This is a genomic window from Streptomyces asoensis (assembly GCF_013085465.1).
Classification (GTDB): Bacteria; Actinomycetota; Actinomycetes; order Streptomycetales; family Streptomycetaceae; genus Streptomyces; species Streptomyces cacaoi_A.
Genome location: NZ_CP049838.1, coordinates 2,749,676 through 2,766,555, shown reverse-complemented (window position 1 = coordinate 2,766,555; position 16,880 = coordinate 2,749,676). Strand labels below are relative to the sequence as shown.

The window sequence follows — 16,880 nt, the reverse complement described above, 5'->3', positions numbered from 1 at the left end:
GGGGGCTTTTACGGAGCCGTAACGGGACGGACATCGGTCAGAACGCTTGACGACGGGACCATGTCCGCAGTTTGGTATACCAAACGGTCCGGTCAGTAGTCCTCCTCCGTCCCCTTGCCCATGGAGGCCCCGTGTCCCTCGCCGACAGCGCCGAAGCCACCGGCGCACCAGCGTTCGTCCCCGACCCCCGGCTCACCAACGAAGATCTCGCGCCCGCCGAGAAGCGGAACTGGAAGGTCTTCGACCTCTTCGCCATGTGGATGTCGGACGTCCACAACCTCGGCAACTACACCTTCGCCGCCGGACTGCTGGTCCTCGGTATGAACGTGTGGCAGATCTTCACGTCCCTCCTCGTCGGCTTCGTGCTCATCTACGTCGGCATGAACTGGATGGGCCGGATCGGCCAGCGCCACGGTGTGCCCTTCCCGGTGGTCAGCCGCATCAGCTTCGGTGTCTGGGGCGCCAACATCCCGGCCCTGATCCGCGCCGTGATCGCCATCATGTGGTACGGCATCCAGACCTACCTCGCCTCCGTCGCCGTCAATGTGATGCTGCTGGCGGCCTGGCCGGGCCTGGAGTCCTGGACCCACAGCTCCTTCCTGGGCCTCGACGCGCTGGGCTGGCTCTCCTTCGTGTCCCTCTGGCTGGTCCAGGCGATGATCATCAGCCAGGGCATGGAGTCCGTGCGCAAGTTCCAGGACTTCTGCGGCCCGGCGATCTGGCTCGTGATGATCGCGCTGGCGGTGTGGGTGCTGTCCAAGGCGGGCTGGACCATCTCGCTCACCTCCACCCCGCACCCGGTCTCCGTGGGGGAGCAGTGGCGGCAGTGGTTCGGCGCGATCGGCCTGATCCTCGCCACGTACGGCACGCTGATGCTGAACTTCTGCGACTTCTCCCGCTTCGCGCCCGACTACCGGACGGTCCGCCGCGGCAACTTCTGGGGGCTGCCCCTCAACTCGACGGCTTTCGTGGTCGTCTCCGTGATCGTCACCGCCGGCTCGCTCGAGGTGTTCGGCGAGGCCATCACCGACCCGGCGGAGCTGGTCGCGAAGGTCGGCAACACCTGGGTGCTCGTCCTGGGCGCGCTCACCTTCGCCGTCGCCACCATGGGCGTCAACATCGTCGCCAACTTCGTGTCGCCGGCGTACGACCTCGCCAACGTCTGGCCGCAGAAGATCACCTTCAAGGTCGGCGGCATGATCAGCACGGTCGCGGCGCTCGTGGTCACCCCGTGGAACCTGTTCTCCAACCCCACGGTCGTCAACTACTTCCTCGGCGGCCTCGGCGCCTTCCTCGGCCCACTGTTCGGCGTGATCATGGTGGACTACTACTGGGTCAAGCGCGGCCGCGTCGACGTGAACGAGCTGTTCGACGCCACCCCCGGCTCCCGCTACTACTACCGCAAGGGCGTCAACCCCAAGGCGCTGTGGGCGTTCCTCCCCTCCGCGGCGGTCGCGGCGGTGCTCGCGCTGGTGAAGACCTTCAGCGATGTGGCGCCGTACTCCTGGTTCATCGGGACGGCCCTGGGGGCCGGACTGTACGTGCTGCTGTGCCGCAGTGAGCGGACCGCCGGTTCCGTGGTCGCCGCCGAGAAGCCCGTGGAGGTCTGAGGAGCGTGCGGAACGTGCGGATCGTCGTCACCAACTGCAACACCACGCAGGAGATGACCGAGGAGATCGTGCGAGGTGCCCGGGCCGCGGCAGGCCCGGGCACCACCGTGACCGGACTGACCCCCGGCTGGGGGCCCGAGTCGGCGGAGGGCTGGCTCGACAGCTTTCTCTCCGCGGCGGCGGTCATGGACGCGCTGCGGACCTACGACGGGGCGCCCTACGACGCCGTCGTCATGGCCGGCTTCGGTGAGCACGGACGGGAGGGCGTACGGGAGTTGGTGGACGTGCCCGTCGTCGACATCACCGAGGCCGCGGCGCATCTGGCGTGTCTGCTGGGGCGCCGGTACGGGGTCGTGACCACGCTGGAGCGGTCCTGCGGCCAGATCGAGGACAGCCTGGAGCTCGCCGGGGTGGGCCGCAACTGCGCCGCCGTCGTCGGCACCGGGCTCGGCGTCCTCGATCTGGGCGACCGCGACCGCACCGAGGCGGCCTTTCTGGCGGCCGCCGAGCAGATCCGGGCTGCGGGGGCCGAGGTGCTGGTCCTGGGGTGTGCGGGGATGACGGGGCTGGAGCGGATGGTGGGGGACAAGCTGGGCCTTCCGGTCGTCGACGGGGTGGGCGCGGCGGTGAAGCTGGCCGAGGGGCTGGTCGGGCTGGGCCTGACGACCAGCCGGGCGGGGAGTTTCGCGAAGCCGGTGCCGAAACGGAGGGTGTGGGGGGCCGAGTAGCCGGGCGGCGGGACTCCCGGGACGGCGGGGCCGCGGATCAGGGGGATTCCTCGGGTCCGCGTATCCGTGGGGCGCACTGTGTCAGGAACTCCTCGCTGCGCTCGGCCGCTTCGACCCGCTCGACGCGGTAGAGGCGCAGCTGCGGCGCGGCCCGCGCGCGGGGATCGATGCCGAGCCGGTCCGGCGGCCCGAGCAGCCGGAGCACCAGCGGGCCCGTCCACCCCCGCATCCGCAGTCCGGCCAGCGACACGTACTGCCGCCCGTCCTCCCTGTACCTCACCAAGGCCCGCTCCCCCGCCGCACTCCGGCTGTGACGCTCTGTCACGACACCTCCCATTGAAGCGCGCCCCACTGACAATCGCCGTGCGGCGGATATCCGTTGGACAACCCCGGGCCGTACTCGCCACGCTGCTGGCCATGCGGAGCAAGCACCTGGGCCGATTCACGGCGGCGGACTTCTTAGGGGCCTCGCCGGAAGTTCCGGCGGGCCCGCGGAGGTCTGCCATGTCCCGTACCGTCCACCACGTCCGTCTGCGGCACCGCGTCCGGCCTGATGACCGACCGTCCCAGCGCTGGGGCTGGAGCACCGGCCACCGTCTCGGCGAACTCCGTTACAGCGCACGGGAGCTGGCCCGGGCGCGGCGCGAGCGGCGTCGGCCGGTACCCGTCCCGCTGGTGTGCGCGTTCCGCTCCTACACCTTTCCCCGGTCCCTGAACGCGCGGATCGACGGCCCGTACGAGTCCCGTGCGCGTGCCGCGCTGTCCGTGTTCCGCTCGACCGCCCGCAATGAGCTCCGCGCCGCCCCGTCGGGCGCGCTGCTCTCCGCGGCCGAGGACCTGGATCACCCGCCGACCCGCCACCGTCACCGGAACGTGTGGGACTGCTGATCGGAATTCGCTCATGACCCCCGCCTCCGCCCTTTCCCTCTGCGGTGACGACCGGGACTTCCTCGGCGACGTGACTCTCCGCCTCGCCGGTCTCCCTCACGTCCGCGCAGTCGCCCTCGGCGGTTCCCGTGCCCAGGGCACCCACCGTCCCGACAGCGACTGGGACCTGGCCGTCTACTACCGGGGTTCCTTCGATCCGGCCGGCCTGCGGGCGCTCGGCTGGGAGGGGGAGGTGTCGGAGGTCGGCGGCTGGGGTGGCGGGGTGTTCAACGGGGGTGCCTGGCTGACGATCGAGGGGCGGCGGGTCGACGTGCACTACCGGGATCTCGACGTCGTCGAACACGAGTGGGCGGAGGCGGCCGAGGGGCGGTTCCGGGTGGAGCCGTTGCTGTTCCATCTCGCGGGGATCCCGAGCTATCTCGTGGTCGCCGAGCTGGCGATCAACCAGGTGCTCAGCGGTGAACTCCCGCGCCCGGAAAGGTATCCGGACAGGTTGCGCCGGACGGCGGCCGAGCGCTGGCACGGGACGGCCCGCGCCACCCTCGACTACGCCCTGGCCAACCATGCCCCGGCAGGCCGTCTCGCGGAGGTCGCCGGCGCCCTCGTCACCGCCGCCGTACAGGCGGGCCACGGCGTGCTCGCGGCGCGGGGGGAGTGGGTGACGAACGAGAAGCGGTTGCTGGAGCGGGCCGGACTGCGGGGTGTCGACGGCATCGTCGCGGAACTCCGCGGGTCCGGTCCCGGCGAACTGGGGGAGGCGTTGGGAAGGGCCGGCCGTCTCTTCGGTCAATAACCCTTTGGGGTGATGCCGTCGGAGCCGCTACCGTCCTCGTCGTGGCGAAACTCAATCAGATCATCGCAGTCGAGAAGGGCATCAAGTCCAAGGCCCACCAGGACCTGAGCACGGCTCAGCACGGACTCCAGAAGCCCGCGCTGCTGGCCGGTATCTCGCGGAGCTACCAGCCCAAGGACGAGGAGGGCGAGCAGCTGCCGCCCGAGTCGACACGGGTGCAGGTGAAGGCCGAGGACGTGCTGCGGGAGACCGCGGCCACGCTGACCCGGCTGTTCGACGTGACCGCCACGAAGGACTGGGCCAACTGCACCGCCCGCGCCGATGTGAAGGTCGACGGCCGTGTTCTCGTCGCCGAAGTACCGGTGTCCTACCTGCTCTTCCTCGAGAAGCAGCTCGTCGATCTGAGCGCCTTCGTGCGCAGGCTGCCCGTGCTCGACGCCTCCGAGTCCTGGGCGCAGGACCCGTCCACCGACGCGTGGAAGACCGAGCCGGTACGGACGCTGCGCACCAAGAAGGTGCCGCGCAACCATGTGAAGGCGGAGGCGACCGACAAGCACCCGGCGCAGGTCGAGGTGTACTACGAGGACGTGCCGGTCGGTTACTGGACGACCGTGAAGTTCTCGGGGGCCCTTCCCGCCCGCCGGGTCAACGAACTCCTGGCGCGCCTGGAGAAGGTCCAGCAGGCGGTGAAGTTCGCCCGGGAGGAGGCGAACGGCGCCGACGTCGTCGACCAGCGGGTCGGTGACGCCGTGTTCGGCTATCTGTTCGGGTAGCCTTCGAGACTCCCCGGTCCTCAGTGACCGGGGTGCGCGAGGAGCGCAAGCTGAAGCTGAAGCTTGTCGTGACGAGCGAACCGTACCCGCCGAGCAATTCAGGGACGGATCGCGATGAATCTCAGACTCTCGCTCCAGACTCAGCATTCGCCGCCGATCGCCGGAGCGACCGGGCCCAGGCCCCCGGACGTCGAAATGCCGGTTCAAGTCCGGCCCGCGCAGCTCGATGCGCGGTGGTCCAAAGGCAGGACGCGACGACATCACGACTGACCTGGGTCCTCAAGTGCGCCGGCGTGTGACATGGGTGGCTCCACAGGGGCCGGGGGCAGGCTACGCCCCCGGTCCCGCTCCCGTTTCCGGCCTTGCGTTCATAAAGAACGCGGGATTCGGGCCGGCCGTCACCTCGCTGAAACGTAACCGCCCCCACCTCTCCAAGACCGCCCCGTACCGTGGACACCACAGCTCACAGCTGACAAGCCCCGGCCACCGTCGCCCGAAGGCACACCCCCGCCCTCGCCCCGACAGGAGCTCCGTGTCCCCGCGCCCGCACATTCCCGCTCGCGCATTCCGTCCGCTCGCCGCTCTTCCGCCCTGGCTCGCCCACGCCCTGCGCGCCCAGCGCGGACCCGTCCCCTGGAGCGCGGTCACGCGGGGGGCGCTGGCCGCCGGGCCGCTGCTCCTCGCGTCCGTCCTCCTGGGCCGGATCTCACTCGGGGTGGTCGCGGCCATCGCGGCGATGCTCGCCGGGATCAACGACCGGCCCGGCAGCAGGCGGACCGCCGTGAAGCGGCTCGGGGCGCCCGCGCTCGTGGGTGCGGGTGGGCTGCTCGTCGGGACCTACGTCGGGGATCACGTCGGGGCCGTCGCGCTGACGGCCGTCCTCACCGGGCTCGGGCTCCTCGCCGGCGGGATGAGCGCCGTCGGGCCCGTCGCGTCCGGCGCCGGGACGCAGCTGCTCGTCGCCTCGGCGATCGGGGCCGGGATGCCGGCAGCGGACGCCGGGTGGACGCGCGCCCTCGCCTTCCTCGCCGGCGCCGGATGGCTGCTCGCGCTGCGGCTCGTCCTGCCCACGCCCGGCGCGATGACCGGCGACTTCCGGTTCGACGGTGAACGGGACGCGGTGGCCCGCGTGTACGACGCCGTCGCGGAGCTGCTCGACGCCACGGGGACCGAGCACGCCACCGCCCGCCGCGCCGCGCTCACCGCAGCCCTCGACCACGCCCAGGACGCCCTCGCCGGGCCCCGGCTCCGGCGCTACGCCAGCTCCGCCTCCGAACGGCGGCTGCACGCCCAGTACGCGGCCGCGCTGCCCCTCGCCGAGGCCGCGACCGCCCTCGCCTGGGCCGCGGAACGCCTCTCCGAACGGGCCTCGGCCGGGCCCCGACGGCTCGCCGCCGCGGTCCGCGAGAACACCCACACCGGGCCGCTGCCCGCGCCCTCCCGGTCCGCCCCCGCGCTGCGCGCCCTCGACGACGCCCTGCTGCACGCCGCCGACGCCTTCGACCAGGGCGGCGGCGGTGACCTGCACGCCCGCCGGCGCGGCGTCCGGGACCTGCTGCGCACCGGGTTCGGCGCGGGGGGCCGCGAGTACGGGCTGCGGGTCGCCCTCTCCTTCGGGGCCAGCGCCGCCGTCGCGCAGGCCCTCTACCACTCGCAGTGGTACGGCCGGCACACGCACTGGTACTGGCTGCCCGCCACGGCCGTCTTCCTGGTCAAGCCCGACCTCGGGCCCCTGGTGTCCCGGGTGCTGTGCCGGGCCGCCGGGACCGTGCTCGGGGCGCTGCTCTTCGCCGGCTTCGCCGCCGTGCTGCCCCGGCCGGAGGGGCTCGTGGCGCTGGTCGCCCTGTGCGGAGCGCTCATCCCCGTGTCCACCCGGCACTTCGCCGCCCAGACGGCCGTCGTCACCGTCCTCGTGCTGTCCCTGGTGATGGTCGGCGGAGAGCCCCAGGCCTCCGTCAGCCGGATCACGGAAACCCTGCTGGCCTGCGCGATCGTGCTGATCGTCGGGCATCTGCCGATGCCGGGGGAGCGCGGCGGTCAGGTACGCGCCCGGCTCGCCGTCGCCGCGGCCGCCGCGCACGCCTACCTCACCCATGTACTCGACGGCTCCGACGACCGCGCCGCCCGCTGGACCCTGCGCCGCGAGGCCTACCGCGCCCTCGCCGAGGCCCGCACCGCCATCGCCCTCGCGGCCCACGAACTGCCCGCCGTCGCCCGGCACACGGAGGGCACCGACGAGGTCGCCGCCGTACTCGAACGGCTCGTCGACACGACCACCGCCTGCGCCGTCCACCTCGACGACACCGGACGGCTCACCGCACGGCACCGGGAGCGGCTCGCCGAACTCCTCGACGAACTCGCGGCGGGACGGGACCGGGTGGGGCTGCGGGCGCCCGTGCCGGATCTGCCGGTGGCCGGGTAGCCCCTCCCTGCCCTGCCCCTTCCTGTCCTGCCCTGTCCTGCCCGCCTGTCAGTCGATCCGCACCCACACCGGCGCGTGGTCCGACCCCGGTTCGTTCCTGCGTGCCGCCGGATCGAGCCCCACCGACGGGAGCCGCAACTCCTCCTGCGACCCCGGCCCCGCATCCGCACCCGTGCCCGCCGACGTCAGCCGGTGGACCAGGCGGTGGCTCGTCAGTACGTGGTCGATCAGCTCGCGGCGACCGGAGTTGATCCGCGAGTAGCGGCGGTCGGCGGGGATCAGCGGGGCCACGTCCCACAGGCGGGCCGCGTCGCCCTGGTCGGGCGTCTCGAACCCGCGGGTGCCGAGCTCCGAGCCGGGCGGGCCGAGCAGGATCTGCGTGGTCGCCGCCTGGACCTCGTCGTTCAGGTCGCCCAGCACCGCCACGTCCCGCTCGCGGCCGTCCCCGGCCAGGAGAACGTCGGCCAGGGCGCGCAGCGCCGTCGCCTCGGCCGCCCGACGGTAGAGGGCGTAGGCGCCGTAGCGGGCCCGTTCGCCCTCGTCGCGCGGGAAGAAACGATCACCCGGGTACGACAGCAGCTTCGACTTCAGATGGGCCACCGCCACCCGCAGCGGCCCGGAGGGCGTGACCGTCTCCACCGCGAGGAAGCCGCGGCCCGACCCGTCCGAGGTGGCCCCCGAGTCGTCGGCCTGCACGGGCCGCAGTCCGGCCGGGTACGCGCGCGTGTCGGCCAGTACCTCCAGAGGCGTACGGCTGATCACGCCGACCCGGATGCCCCGGCTGTCGGGATGCGCGGACAGCGCCGCGTGCCAGGTGCCGCCCACCGTCTCCAGCAGGTCCGCCAGCGCCTCGGGCTCCCCGACCTCCTGGACGCCGAGCACGCCCGGGTCGAGCGCGGTGACGACGGCGGCGAGCGCGGCGAGCTTCGCCTCGTAGGCGGCCTTGTCCTTCGGGCCGAACGGTCCTCCGGGCCGGTACAGGTTCTCGAGGTTCCAGGTGCCGAGGAGCATGCCGGGCTCCCTCCAGGAGGTGTCGTGGCGCCAGGGTGCCCGTCCGCGGCGGCCGGCGACAGGTTCGGGACAAGATGCGCGCCACGGCTCACCCGCGGGCACGACACCGTCGTACGTTGACGCGATGACGCCTTCTCCGCCGCCCTCCTCGGAGTCCTCGGAGTCCTCGGAGTCCTCGGAGCCTTTCCGTACCGCCGATCTCGTCATCACCGGCTGCACCGTCCTCACGCACGACGCGGAAGAACGCGCCACGTTCCGGGAGGACGCCGCGATCGTGGTCCGGGACGGGGCCGTGGACGAGGTCACGAGCACCGCCGAGGCGGCCGGGCCGCCCGCCTGCGAGCGCGTGCGCACCACGATCGTCGACGGACGTGTCCTGATGCGCGACCGCGAGCTGTTGACGATCGACGTACCGGAGGTCGTGCGCGAGCTGGGGCGGCGGATACCCGCGCTCCTCGACCGCAGCCACGGCAGACGCGTCGCGGCCTTCCTCGACCAGGTCGGTCGTCTCGCGCACCTGAACGCGTACGGCACCTCGTTCGCCGTGGTGTGCAGGGCGCCGTTCACGAGGATCCTGCCGTTCAAGGCGCGCATGGGCTGGACGGTGCCCTGGTACTCCTCGTACGACGACGACTTCAACGGCGACTTCGAAGCGACGGTGGGGCAGCCCGGCGGCTTCGCCGAGCGGCCCGGGGTCAGCTGCTTCCTCCGGGAGGGCGACCGGGTCTTCCACACCTACTCGGTGTTCGACCGCGAGCTCGACCGGCTCGGCCCGGCGATGAGCTTCCTGGACCTGACGGCGCTGGGGCCGCCGAGCGATGCGCGGGCGCGTTACCACGACGAGTACGAGTCCTGACACGGAGCGTGCCCGAGATGTTCGTAAGGTGACCGGATTCTCACACTCTGCGTTGAACGCGTGTCAACTACGTCTCAGTCCCGCAACCGGCCGAGGCCTTCGACCTCCCAAGAGCGTTAACTCCTACAAGTACGACGCTGAACGGAGGTGCGAGATGGTGAACGGGCGGACCGTGCTCGAGCGCTTTCCCGCGGGTGGGCCGCGGGGCTCGTGGCCGGCGGAGGAGTTCGCGCAGGCGCGACGCATGGAGGGGCTGGCCGCCGAGGTCGTCATGGACCTCGCCACGGACACGTTCCTGGTGGTCGTCCGGGGCGGCGACAGCGCGCGGTGAGCCGTCAGCCCGCCTGTGACGGGGCGGGCACCTGCGCCGTGAACTGCTCGGCCTGAAGCGTGTACAGCTCGGCGTAGACGCCACCGCCCGCCAGCAGCTCGTCCGGGGTTCCGGACTCCACCAGCCGGCCCTGGTCCAGGACGTGCACCAGGTCCGCGTGCCGGACCGACGCCAGCCGATGGGTGATCAGCACGACCGTCTGGCCGCTGTCGGCCAGCGCGCGGATCTTCTCGAAGACCTCCAGCTCGGCCCGGGCGTCCAGGGCCGCCGTCGGCTCGTCCACGATCAGGATGCGCCCGCGCCGGTACGCCGCCCGGGCGATGCCGAGCCGCTGCCACTGGCCGCCGGACAGCTCGTGACCGCCGCTGAAGTGCCGGGCCAGCAGGGTGTCCAGACCGCGCGGCAGGTCCTCGACCACTTCCTGGGCGCCCGCCTCCGCGATCGACGCGGCCAGCCGTTCCTCGGTGAGCGGCGCGGCGGAACGGCCGATCGCGACGTTGACCCGGGCCGTGAACGGCCACCGCTTGAAGTCCTGCGCCACCATCGCGATGCGCTCGGCCAGCTGGTGCCGGTCCGCGTCCGCCGCGTCCACGTCGTCCCACAGGATCCGCCCCCGGTCCGGCCTGTACAGCCCCGCCAGCAGCTTCACCAGGGTCGTCTTGCCGGAGCCGTTCTCGCCGACGAGCGCGACGATCCGGCCGAGGGGGAGCGAGAGGCTGACGTCGTCGAGGGCGGGACGCGCCGACTCGCCCGGATAGCCGAACGTGACGTTCTCGAAACGGATCTCCCGTGGCTCCTCCGGCAGGGCCGCGCCGCCCACCGGGATCGCCCGTTCGGCCGCCTCCACGTAGAGGCGCTGGAGGTCGCCCACGAACAGGGCCTCCTCGTGCAGCTGGTTGACCTCCAGGACGAGGGTGTTCAGGCTCGCGGAGCCGCTGCGGATCGCGATCACGGCCGTGCCCGCCACCGCCAGCGCCATCGTCCCGGTGAGCAGCAGCCCGCCCAGCGTGGCGTACGTCGCCAGCGTCGCGAGGCCCGTCCAGGTCGCCGCGAACAGTCCGGTGCGGGCCGCGAGCCGGGCCAGCCGGGCCTGCTCCGCCTCCGCCGTCTCCGACATCGCGCGGAAGTGGCGCAGCAGGAAGGGGCCGACGCCGTGGACGCGGATCTCGGGCGCGGCCGCCGGCTCGGTGAGGAGACCGGCGATCAGGTGACCCGCGCGCGCGTGCTGCACCCAGGTGTGGAACGACTCGTAGCGGCGCCGGGCGTTGGTCAGGGCGCTCCAGGCGCTCGGCAGCGTCATCGTGACCAGCAGCGGCAGCAGGAGCGGGTGCAGCACGGTGAGGACCCCGGCCGACGCGGCCAGCGAGATCATCGCGTTCACCACGCGCGTGCCGTGACTGATCATGTAACGGCTGGACCGGGCCCCGTACTGCGCGGTGTCCAGCAGCTTGTGGAAGGCGTGGTCCTCGATCGCGGCGAGCTCGACCGCGGCCGCCCGCTCCAGGTACAGCTCGGTCGCCACCCGCTCCACCTTGGGCTCGAGCCGCCCGGTGGCATACGTCGACGCGGCCCGCAGCAGCGCCCCGATCAGGAGGACGACGGCCATGGCGGCCAGTGCGGGGGCGGCGCCGCGCAGTCGGTCCTCGATCGGGCCGCCGGTGATGAGCCGGCCCAGCACGGTGTTCATCGCGAGCAGACCGATCGCCTGCGCCACGCCCCGGGCGATCTCGGCGGACAGCACGATCCGGGCGGCTTTCGGGTCGGCCTGCCGGGCCAGCCGGAGGCTGGTGCGCAGGAGGGACGGCAGCCGGGTGACCATGGCGCGGAAGTTCAGCTCCAGAAAGGCGTCCCGGTGCTGGTTCCAGCCCATGTCGTAGCGGAGCGGGCCGCCGAAGAGGAGCCGTTCCGACTCGGACACGTCACGCTCGTCGGGACCCGGCGGTTTCCGTGCCTTCCCCGCCTCCTGTGCCGTGCCCGCCTCTCGTGCCTCTCCCACCGTCGGCCTCCCCCGATCGCGATAGTCGACGAAGGGCCACTATCGCGGGACGAGACGGGTGAGGGCAGGGCGCGGGGCGGGAGAGCCGGGACGCGCGGGCGTGCGCCGGGACGGCTCCGGGACCGGCTCGCGGAGGCCCGGCGGGAATTGTCAGACGCGGCCTAGGCGCTGATCGCCCGTGACCAGGTGGGCGTCGTGCCCGTGAGGCGGCACAGGGCCAGGTAGAGGGGGATCGGCGGGGTGTACGGAAGCGTGCCGTCCGGCCGGTGGACGAGGCCGGGGACGTGCGGTGAGTCCGGCAGGAGGGCGCCTGTGGCGTAGTGCGCGGGGGCGGGCCACTCCAGGGCGTAGTCGGAGTCGGAGGGCACCAGCCACCACCAGCGCGCCTCGTCGGCGTAGACGCACCCCACGCGCGGCAGGCGCGGCATGAGCAGCGGGCCGAGGCGGGCGGGGACGGAGACGGCGTCGCAGCCCAGCGGGGCCGTCATGCCGTCGGGCACGGCCAGCCGGCGCGGCGGCTCGGGGGTGTGCGCACCGCCCGGCCCGCGCTGGAGGCGGACGAGTGTGTCGAGGGTCAGCAGCGGAGCCCGACCGTAGACCGCGCTCATGCCCTTCCCCGCTCGCGCCCGTGCTCGAGCGGGAGGGGTCCGGCGGAGTGGCCGGCCGGTCGTCCGTCGCGGCCGCCCTCGTACCCGCCGTGGCCGCCGGCGGCGCGGTGCCACTGCGGCGCAACGCGGGGGGCCGGACCGTCGGCGGCGGGTGCGGGCTTGGCGGAGGTCGCGGCGGGTACGGCCGGCGGCACGGGGTGGGGCCGGCCGGCGGCCCGGCCGGCCATGGCGCGGTACCACTGCTCGGCCTGCTCGTCCTCGTCGCCCGGGCCGTCGGACGGTCCGGGCTTCGGGCGGGAGCCCCAGCCGAGGTCGTTGCGGGGCCCGGCCGGACCGGTGTGCGGCTGGGCGGGACCGTCGTGGAACTCGTCCAGCGTGTCGAGCAGCTCGCCCAGGTCGGCGTGGTGCGGCTCGGCCGTGTCCAGGCTGTTGCAGGGCTCGGCGGGATCGCGGAGAGCGTCGGCCTTGCGGGTCAGGTCGGCCCAGACCAGCAGGCCGGGCCCGTGCTCATGGGCGCCCCAGGCGTGACAGAGGGCTTCGACGAGGAGCAGTCCCCTCCCGTGCTCCTCCTCGGGGCGCTGCGGGGAGGGATGGGGCTCACCCGGCGCGCACCCCTCGTCGCGCACGGCTATGCGGACCAGGTCGTCGCCGTCGTGCAGCTCGCAGACGACGACGTCGCTCGCGGTGTGCACGATGGCGTTGGTGACCAGCTCGGATATGACCAGGGCGGCGGTGTCGCAGGTGTCCTCGCACACCGACCAGCCGGTCAGCCGGGCCCTCGTCAGGCGTCTGGCCTGGGCGGGGGAACCCGGATGGGCGGCCAGTTCGAATCGGAACCGGCGCTCGGCAGCGGCCTGGTCTGGGCCTGCTCCCGCGCTGGCACCGAGACCCTGGGGGCGGCCTGCGGCGGCGTCTGTTCCTAAGGGCGCGGACGGAATCACGCTTGCCACTATCTCCCCGCCGTGAACACTTGGCAAGTGTCACTCTGAAAAATGCAGAGTGCTGTGTGACGCGGTGGGGGGCCGTGGCACACTGCTCGCAACAGCACGTTGAACGGCGCCAATTGGGATCGGTGAAGATCCGTACGGATTCGTACAGACCTTCGAATTGATCTTCGAGCGGCGCCGTAGGGCTGTCGGGATTCTTTTCGTGACCGGCCGGGTCGGGGCTCGTGCGGCCTCCGCGTGACCGGCCGGGCTCTTCGTGGAGGTGGAGCGTGAGCGAACCGCGGTCCGCGCCGACGGTCGGACAGGTAGTCCTCGGTCGGCGCCTGCTGGACCTGCGGGAACGCGCCGGGCTCAAGCGCGAGGAAGCCGCCCGCATCCTGCGTGTCGCGCCCGCCACGGTCCGTCGTATGGAGATGGCCGAGGTCAGCCTCAAGATTCCGTACCTCCAGCTGCTGCTGAAGGCCTACGGGGTCACCGACGAGGAGGCCGAGGGCTTCGTCCAGCTCGCCGAGGACGCGAACAAGCCGGGCTGGTGGCAGCGGTTCCACGACGTCCTGCCCGGCTGGTTCTCGATGCACGTCAGCCTCGAGGGCGCCGCCGCCCTGATCCGCCAGTACGAGCCCCACTTCGTGCCCGGCCTGCTCCAGACCAAGGACTACGCGCGCGGTGTCCTGAGGTCCGGCGCCATCGGCCAGACCCGCCCGGAGGACATCGAGCGCCTCGTCGACCTGCGCATACAACGCCAGGACCTGCTCACTCGTCAGGACGCCCCCCGACTGTGGGTCGTGATGGACGAGACGGTGCTGCGTCGCCCGGTCGGCGGCCCGGAGGTGATGCGCGCGCAGATCGACACCCTGCTCGAGGTCGCGAAGCTGCCCAATGTGACGTTGCAGGTCGCCCCGTTCGAGAACGGGCCGCATCCGGGCACGTACGGGCCCTTCGTGCTGTTCCGATTCGCCATGCCGGAGCTTCCGGACATGGTCTACAGCGAGTACCTGACCGGCGCCGTCTATCTCGACGCCCGCACCGAGGTGGCGACCCACCTCGAGGTCATGGACCGCATGGCGGCGCAGGCCGCTACTGCACATCGCACGAAGGAGATCCTCCGGGATCTCCGCAAGGAGTTGTGAATGAATCACATCAGGACCCAGTCCAGGCCGAGGGTCCGCGCTCAGCGGATCTACAACGGCATGCCCGCCCGGGAGCTGGGCAGCGAGGGCTGGCACAAGCCGTGGAGCGGCGGCAACGGAGGCAACTGCCTGGAAGCGATGAAGCTCGCCGACGGCCGGATCGCCGTCCGGCAGTCCACCGATCCCGACGGACCGGCGCTGATCTACACCTCCGACGAGATGACGGCCTTCATCGAGGGAGCCAAGGCGGGGGAGGCGGACTTCCTGCTGTCCTGAACGGACCTGCCTGGCACTTCTTGCTCAGCTCACCCCCCACCCGTCTTCGCCCACCCGTCTTCGCCCGCCCGTCTTCGCCCACCCGCCCTTGCTTTGCTCAACTTCCTTAATTTGGTACTGACTTGAACACCATTCCCGTCACATGCTTACGGAGTGCCTCATGACCGGGCAGGACCCCACCGGAGCCGTCGAGATCGACACCAGCAAGCCCCATCCCGCACGGATGTACGACTGGTACCTCGGCGGGAAGGACAACTACCCCGTCGACGAGTGGGGGTACCGCCCACGCCCTTAAGGCAGTGGGGGAGGGCCGGCAGATGCTCGCCCTCGACCCGCGCGTGCCGGTGATGGCACGAGTCAACCGGGCCTTCATGCACCGCTCCACCCGCTGGCTGGCCAGGAACGGCGTACGGCAGTTCCTGGACGTCGGCACGGGCATCCCGACCGAGCCCAACCTGCACCAGGTCGCTCAGCAGATCGCGCCGGACGCCCGGGTGGTCTACTGCGACAACGACCCGATCGTCCTGGCCCACGCGGCCGCCCTGCTGCGCAGCACGTCGGAGGGCGTCACGGAGTACCTCCAGGCGGACGTCCGTGATCCGGACGCCATCATCGAGGGGGCCCGGAAGATCCTGGACCTCAGCCGGCCGGTGGCGCTGTCACTGGTCGCGCTGCTGCACTTCGTCTCCGACGAGGACGGCGCGCACGAGCTGGTGGACCGGCTGCTCGCCGCACTGCCCTCCGGCAGCTACCTGATGATGACCCACGCCACCGCGGACTTCTCCCCGGAGGAGTCGGCGGCGGCCACGGCGAAGCTGAAGGCGGCGGGCGTCACCCTCGCCCTGCGGTCCCGCGAGGAGTTCACCCGCTTCTTCGACGGGCTCGACCTGGTCGAACCCGGCGTCGCGGTGGTGCCCGAGTGGCACCCCGAGCTCGGTGAACCGGTGCCGGGACAGGACGACGGCGTGATCCCGGGGTACGGGGCGGTGGCCCGCAAGCTCTGAGGCCGCCGTATCCGGGGGCATGCGCGCCGTGGGACGTCCGTGGGACGCCCTACGGCGCGCCCCATTCGAGGGCGGGGCGCCGCCGCCCGTTCGGCGGCGGCAGGATCCGGCACAGCGCGTCCAGCGCCGCCGCGTAGGCGTGCTCCGGCGGCGTCGCGTAGCCGACGACGAGCCCGTCCTCCGGCGTCATGTCGGTCGCCGGATGCCGGAAGGAGGCCAGGCCGTCCAGCGCCACGCCCTGCCAGGCGGCCGCCTTGAGCGCGGACCGCTCGGTGCCGGGCGGCAGCCGCAGCACCGCGTGGAGACCGGCCGCGACGCCGGTGACCTCGACATGCGGCGCCTGCGCGGTGAGCGCCTCGACCAGCCGGTCCCGGCGACCGCGGTAACGCTGCCGCATGCGCCGTACATGACGGTCGTACGCCCCGGACACGATGAGGTCGGCCAGACTCAGCTGATCCAGGACACTCGCCCAGGCCTCCCGCTCGCCCTTGGCCGCGAGGACACCGTCGACGTACCGCTCGGGCAGCACCATCCAGCCCAGCCGCAGCGCGGGCGACAGGCTCTTGCTGACCGAGCCGAGGTAGATCACCCGCTCGGGATCGAGCCCCTGAACGGCGCCGACGGGCTTGCGGTCGTAGCGGAACTCCCCGTCGTAGTCGTCCTCGAGGAGAACCCCGCCACGCGCGCGTGCCCAGTCGATCACGGCGGTCCGGCGGCTCGCGTGCAGGGGACCACCGGTCGGGAACTGGTGCGCGGGAGTGAGCAGCACCGCCCGCTCGCGATCCAGCCGCTCCACGCGCGCCCCGTCCGCGTCCAGGGGCAGCGGAGTCGTCCGCACGCCCGCCGCCGCCAGCAGCCCCCGGTGGAAGTCCAGGCCGTACGCCTCCACGGCCAGCGGACCGCGCGGGAGCCCGCTGCCCGGGCCGAACAGGAGCCGCAGCGCATGGGCGAAGCCCGAGCAGATCACGATGCGCTCGGGCTCGGTGCGCACGCCACGCGCGCGTGCCAGGTACTCGGTGAGGGCCTCCCGCAGTTCCCGGCGGCCGGCCGGGTCACCGGGACCGAACACCTCGTTGGGTGCCTGCTGGACGGCCCGCCGGTAGGAGGTCAGCCAGGCCGCGCGCGGGAACGACGACGCGTCCGGGGTGCCCTGCCGCAGGTCGTGCCGGGGGCCACGCGCGCGGGGCGGTGCCTTGACGGGCGTGCGCTGTACGGGCCGCAGGGGTTCGGTCCGGTCGGCGACCCGCGTACCGGATCCCTGCCGGGCGGTCAGCCAGCCCTCCGCGACGAGCTCGGCGTACGCGTCGGCCACCGTGTTGCGGGCGACGCCGAGGTCGGCGGCGAGTGAACGGTACGGCGGCAGCCGGGTGCCGGGAGGCAGGCGTCCGCCGCGCACGGCCTCGCGCAGCGCCCGGATCAGGGCGGCCCGCCGACCGCCCGGACCGGCCAGCTCCACATGCAGGTCGGCGCCGATCCGCTCCGCGGAATTGACCCACGAATCCACCAT

The 16,880-nt window shown here is 72.4% G+C and carries 15 protein-coding genes and 2 pseudogenes; 11 read left to right on the top strand and 6 right to left on the bottom strand.

Annotated elements, in window-relative coordinates:
• Positions 1–131: 131 nt before the first annotated feature.
• Together G9272_RS12395 and G9272_RS12390 are read left to right on the top strand one after the other, a co-directional pair.
• Complete coding sequence (locus G9272_RS12395; RefSeq protein WP_171396624.1) at positions 132–1,610, top strand: NCS1 family nucleobase:cation symporter-1; 1,479 nt, start codon at positions 132–134, stop codon at positions 1,608–1,610.
• Positions 1,611–1,624: 14 nt separating this feature from the next.
• Positions 1,625–2,338, top strand: coding sequence for an aspartate/glutamate racemase family protein (locus G9272_RS12390; RefSeq protein WP_171396623.1), 714 nt, complete (start codon positions 1,625–1,627; stop codon positions 2,336–2,338).
• 37 nt (positions 2,339–2,375) lie between these two features.
• On the opposite strand, the gene G9272_RS12385 is transcribed toward G9272_RS12390, so the two are convergent.
• Positions 2,376–2,621, bottom strand: a complete 246-nt coding sequence (locus G9272_RS12385) for a hypothetical protein (RefSeq protein ID WP_171396622.1) — start codon at positions 2,619–2,621, stop codon at positions 2,376–2,378.
• A 221-nt stretch (positions 2,622–2,842) separates the two neighbouring features.
• Between G9272_RS12385 and G9272_RS12380 the strand changes: the two genes are divergently transcribed.
• The 4 genes from G9272_RS12380 (at position 2,843) to G9272_RS12365 (ending at position 7,214) form a co-directional block, all read left to right on the top strand.
• Complete coding sequence (locus G9272_RS12380) at positions 2,843–3,226, top strand: hypothetical protein (RefSeq protein WP_171396621.1); 384 nt, start codon at positions 2,843–2,845, stop codon at positions 3,224–3,226.
• Between the two features lie 13 nt (positions 3,227–3,239).
• Positions 3,240–4,019: a nucleotidyltransferase domain-containing protein gene (locus G9272_RS12375; protein ID WP_171396620.1), complete on the top strand. Its 780-nt coding sequence runs from the start codon at positions 3,240–3,242 to the stop codon at positions 4,017–4,019.
• A gap of 41 nt (positions 4,020–4,060) precedes the next feature.
• Complete coding sequence (locus tag G9272_RS12370; RefSeq protein ID WP_171396619.1) at positions 4,061–4,792, top strand: DUF7873 family protein; 732 nt, start codon at positions 4,061–4,063, stop codon at positions 4,790–4,792.
• Between the two features lie 532 nt (positions 4,793–5,324).
• Positions 5,325–7,214, top strand: coding sequence for an FUSC family protein (locus G9272_RS12365; RefSeq protein WP_171396618.1), 1,890 nt, complete (start codon positions 5,325–5,327; stop codon positions 7,212–7,214).
• 48 nt (positions 7,215–7,262) lie between these two features.
• On the opposite strand, the gene G9272_RS12360 is transcribed toward G9272_RS12365, so the two are convergent.
• Positions 7,263–8,225: an endonuclease/exonuclease/phosphatase family protein gene (locus G9272_RS12360; RefSeq protein WP_171396617.1), complete on the bottom strand. Its 963-nt coding sequence runs from the start codon at positions 8,223–8,225 to the stop codon at positions 7,263–7,265.
• Positions 8,226–8,349: 124 nt separating this feature from the next.
• Between G9272_RS12360 and G9272_RS45235 the strand changes: the two genes are divergently transcribed.
• Complete coding sequence (locus G9272_RS45235) at positions 8,350–9,081, top strand: DUF899 family protein (RefSeq protein ID WP_253267783.1); 732 nt, start codon at positions 8,350–8,352, stop codon at positions 9,079–9,081.
• A gap of 154 nt (positions 9,082–9,235) precedes the next feature.
• The gene (locus G9272_RS12345; RefSeq protein WP_171396616.1) at positions 9,236–9,412 is read left to right on the top strand and encodes a hypothetical protein; all 177 of its coding nucleotides are present in this window, start codon (positions 9,236–9,238) and stop codon (positions 9,410–9,412) included.
• A gap of 4 nt (positions 9,413–9,416) precedes the next feature.
• Here the strand turns inward: G9272_RS12345 and G9272_RS12340 are convergent, their stop codons facing one another.
• From G9272_RS12340 to G9272_RS45230, 3 genes and pseudogenes are all read right to left on the bottom strand, one after another.
• Complete coding sequence (locus G9272_RS12340) at positions 9,417–11,282, bottom strand: ABC transporter ATP-binding protein (RefSeq protein WP_253268193.1); 1,866 nt, start codon at positions 11,280–11,282, stop codon at positions 9,417–9,419.
• Positions 11,283–11,569: 287 nt separating this feature from the next.
• Positions 11,570–12,016 carry a hypothetical protein gene (locus G9272_RS12335; protein ID WP_171396615.1) on the bottom strand — a complete coding sequence of 149 codons (447 nt, stop codon included), beginning with the start codon at positions 12,014–12,016 and terminating at the stop codon, positions 11,570–11,572.
• 251 nt (positions 12,017–12,267) lie between these two features.
• A pseudogene (locus G9272_RS45230) lies at positions 12,268–12,993 on the bottom strand (ATP-binding protein); the annotation flags it as partial.
• Positions 12,994–13,232: 239 nt separating this feature from the next.
• Between G9272_RS45230 and G9272_RS12325 the strand changes: the two are divergent.
• From G9272_RS12325 to G9272_RS12315, 3 genes and pseudogenes are all read left to right on the top strand, one after another.
• A complete protein-coding gene (locus tag G9272_RS12325) occupies positions 13,233–14,093 on the top strand; it encodes a helix-turn-helix domain-containing protein (protein ID WP_171396614.1) in 861 nt (286 codons plus the stop codon).
• Positions 14,094–14,369: a DUF397 domain-containing protein gene (locus G9272_RS12320; protein WP_020131864.1), complete on the top strand. Its 276-nt coding sequence runs from the start codon at positions 14,094–14,096 to the stop codon at positions 14,367–14,369. It abuts the gene before it with no gap.
• Positions 14,370–14,529: 160 nt separating this feature from the next.
• Positions 14,530–15,373: pseudogene (locus G9272_RS12315) on the top strand (SAM-dependent methyltransferase).
• A 49-nt stretch (positions 15,374–15,422) separates the two neighbouring features.
• Here the strand turns inward: G9272_RS12315 and G9272_RS12310 are convergent.
• Positions 15,423–16,880 (bottom strand): PLP-dependent aminotransferase family protein, encoded by a 1,458-nt coding sequence (locus tag G9272_RS12310; RefSeq protein ID WP_171396613.1) that lies wholly within the window; start codon positions 16,878–16,880, stop codon positions 15,423–15,425.

Excerpts from the sequence above, each read along its gene's own strand:
- G9272_RS12345 (WP_171396616.1), top strand. The coding sequence starts at position 9,236 with ATGGTGAACGGGCGGACCGTGCTCGAGCGCTTTCCCGCGGGTGGGCCG.
- G9272_RS12340 (WP_253268193.1), bottom strand. The coding sequence starts at position 11,282 with ATGGGCTGGAACCAGCACCGGGACGCCTTTCTGGAGCTGAACTTCCGC.
- G9272_RS12360 (WP_171396617.1), bottom strand. The coding sequence starts at position 8,225 with ATGCTCCTCGGCACCTGGAACCTCGAGAACCTGTACCGGCCCGGAGGA.
- G9272_RS12375 (WP_171396620.1), top strand. The coding sequence starts at position 3,240 with ATGACCCCCGCCTCCGCCCTTTCCCTCTGCGGTGACGACCGGGACTTC.
- G9272_RS12335 (WP_171396615.1), bottom strand. The coding sequence starts at position 12,016 with ATGAGCGCGGTCTACGGTCGGGCTCCGCTGCTGACCCTCGACACACTC.
- G9272_RS12380 (WP_171396621.1), top strand. The coding sequence starts at position 2,843 with ATGTCCCGTACCGTCCACCACGTCCGTCTGCGGCACCGCGTCCGGCCT.
- G9272_RS12320 (WP_020131864.1), top strand. The coding sequence starts at position 14,094 with ATGAATCACATCAGGACCCAGTCCAGGCCGAGGGTCCGCGCTCAGCGG.
- G9272_RS12310 (WP_171396613.1), bottom strand. The coding sequence starts at position 16,880 with ATGGTGGATTCGTGGGTCAATTCCGCGGAGCGGATCGGCGCCGACCTG.
- G9272_RS45235 (WP_253267783.1), top strand. The coding sequence starts at position 8,350 with ATGACGCCTTCTCCGCCGCCCTCCTCGGAGTCCTCGGAGTCCTCGGAG.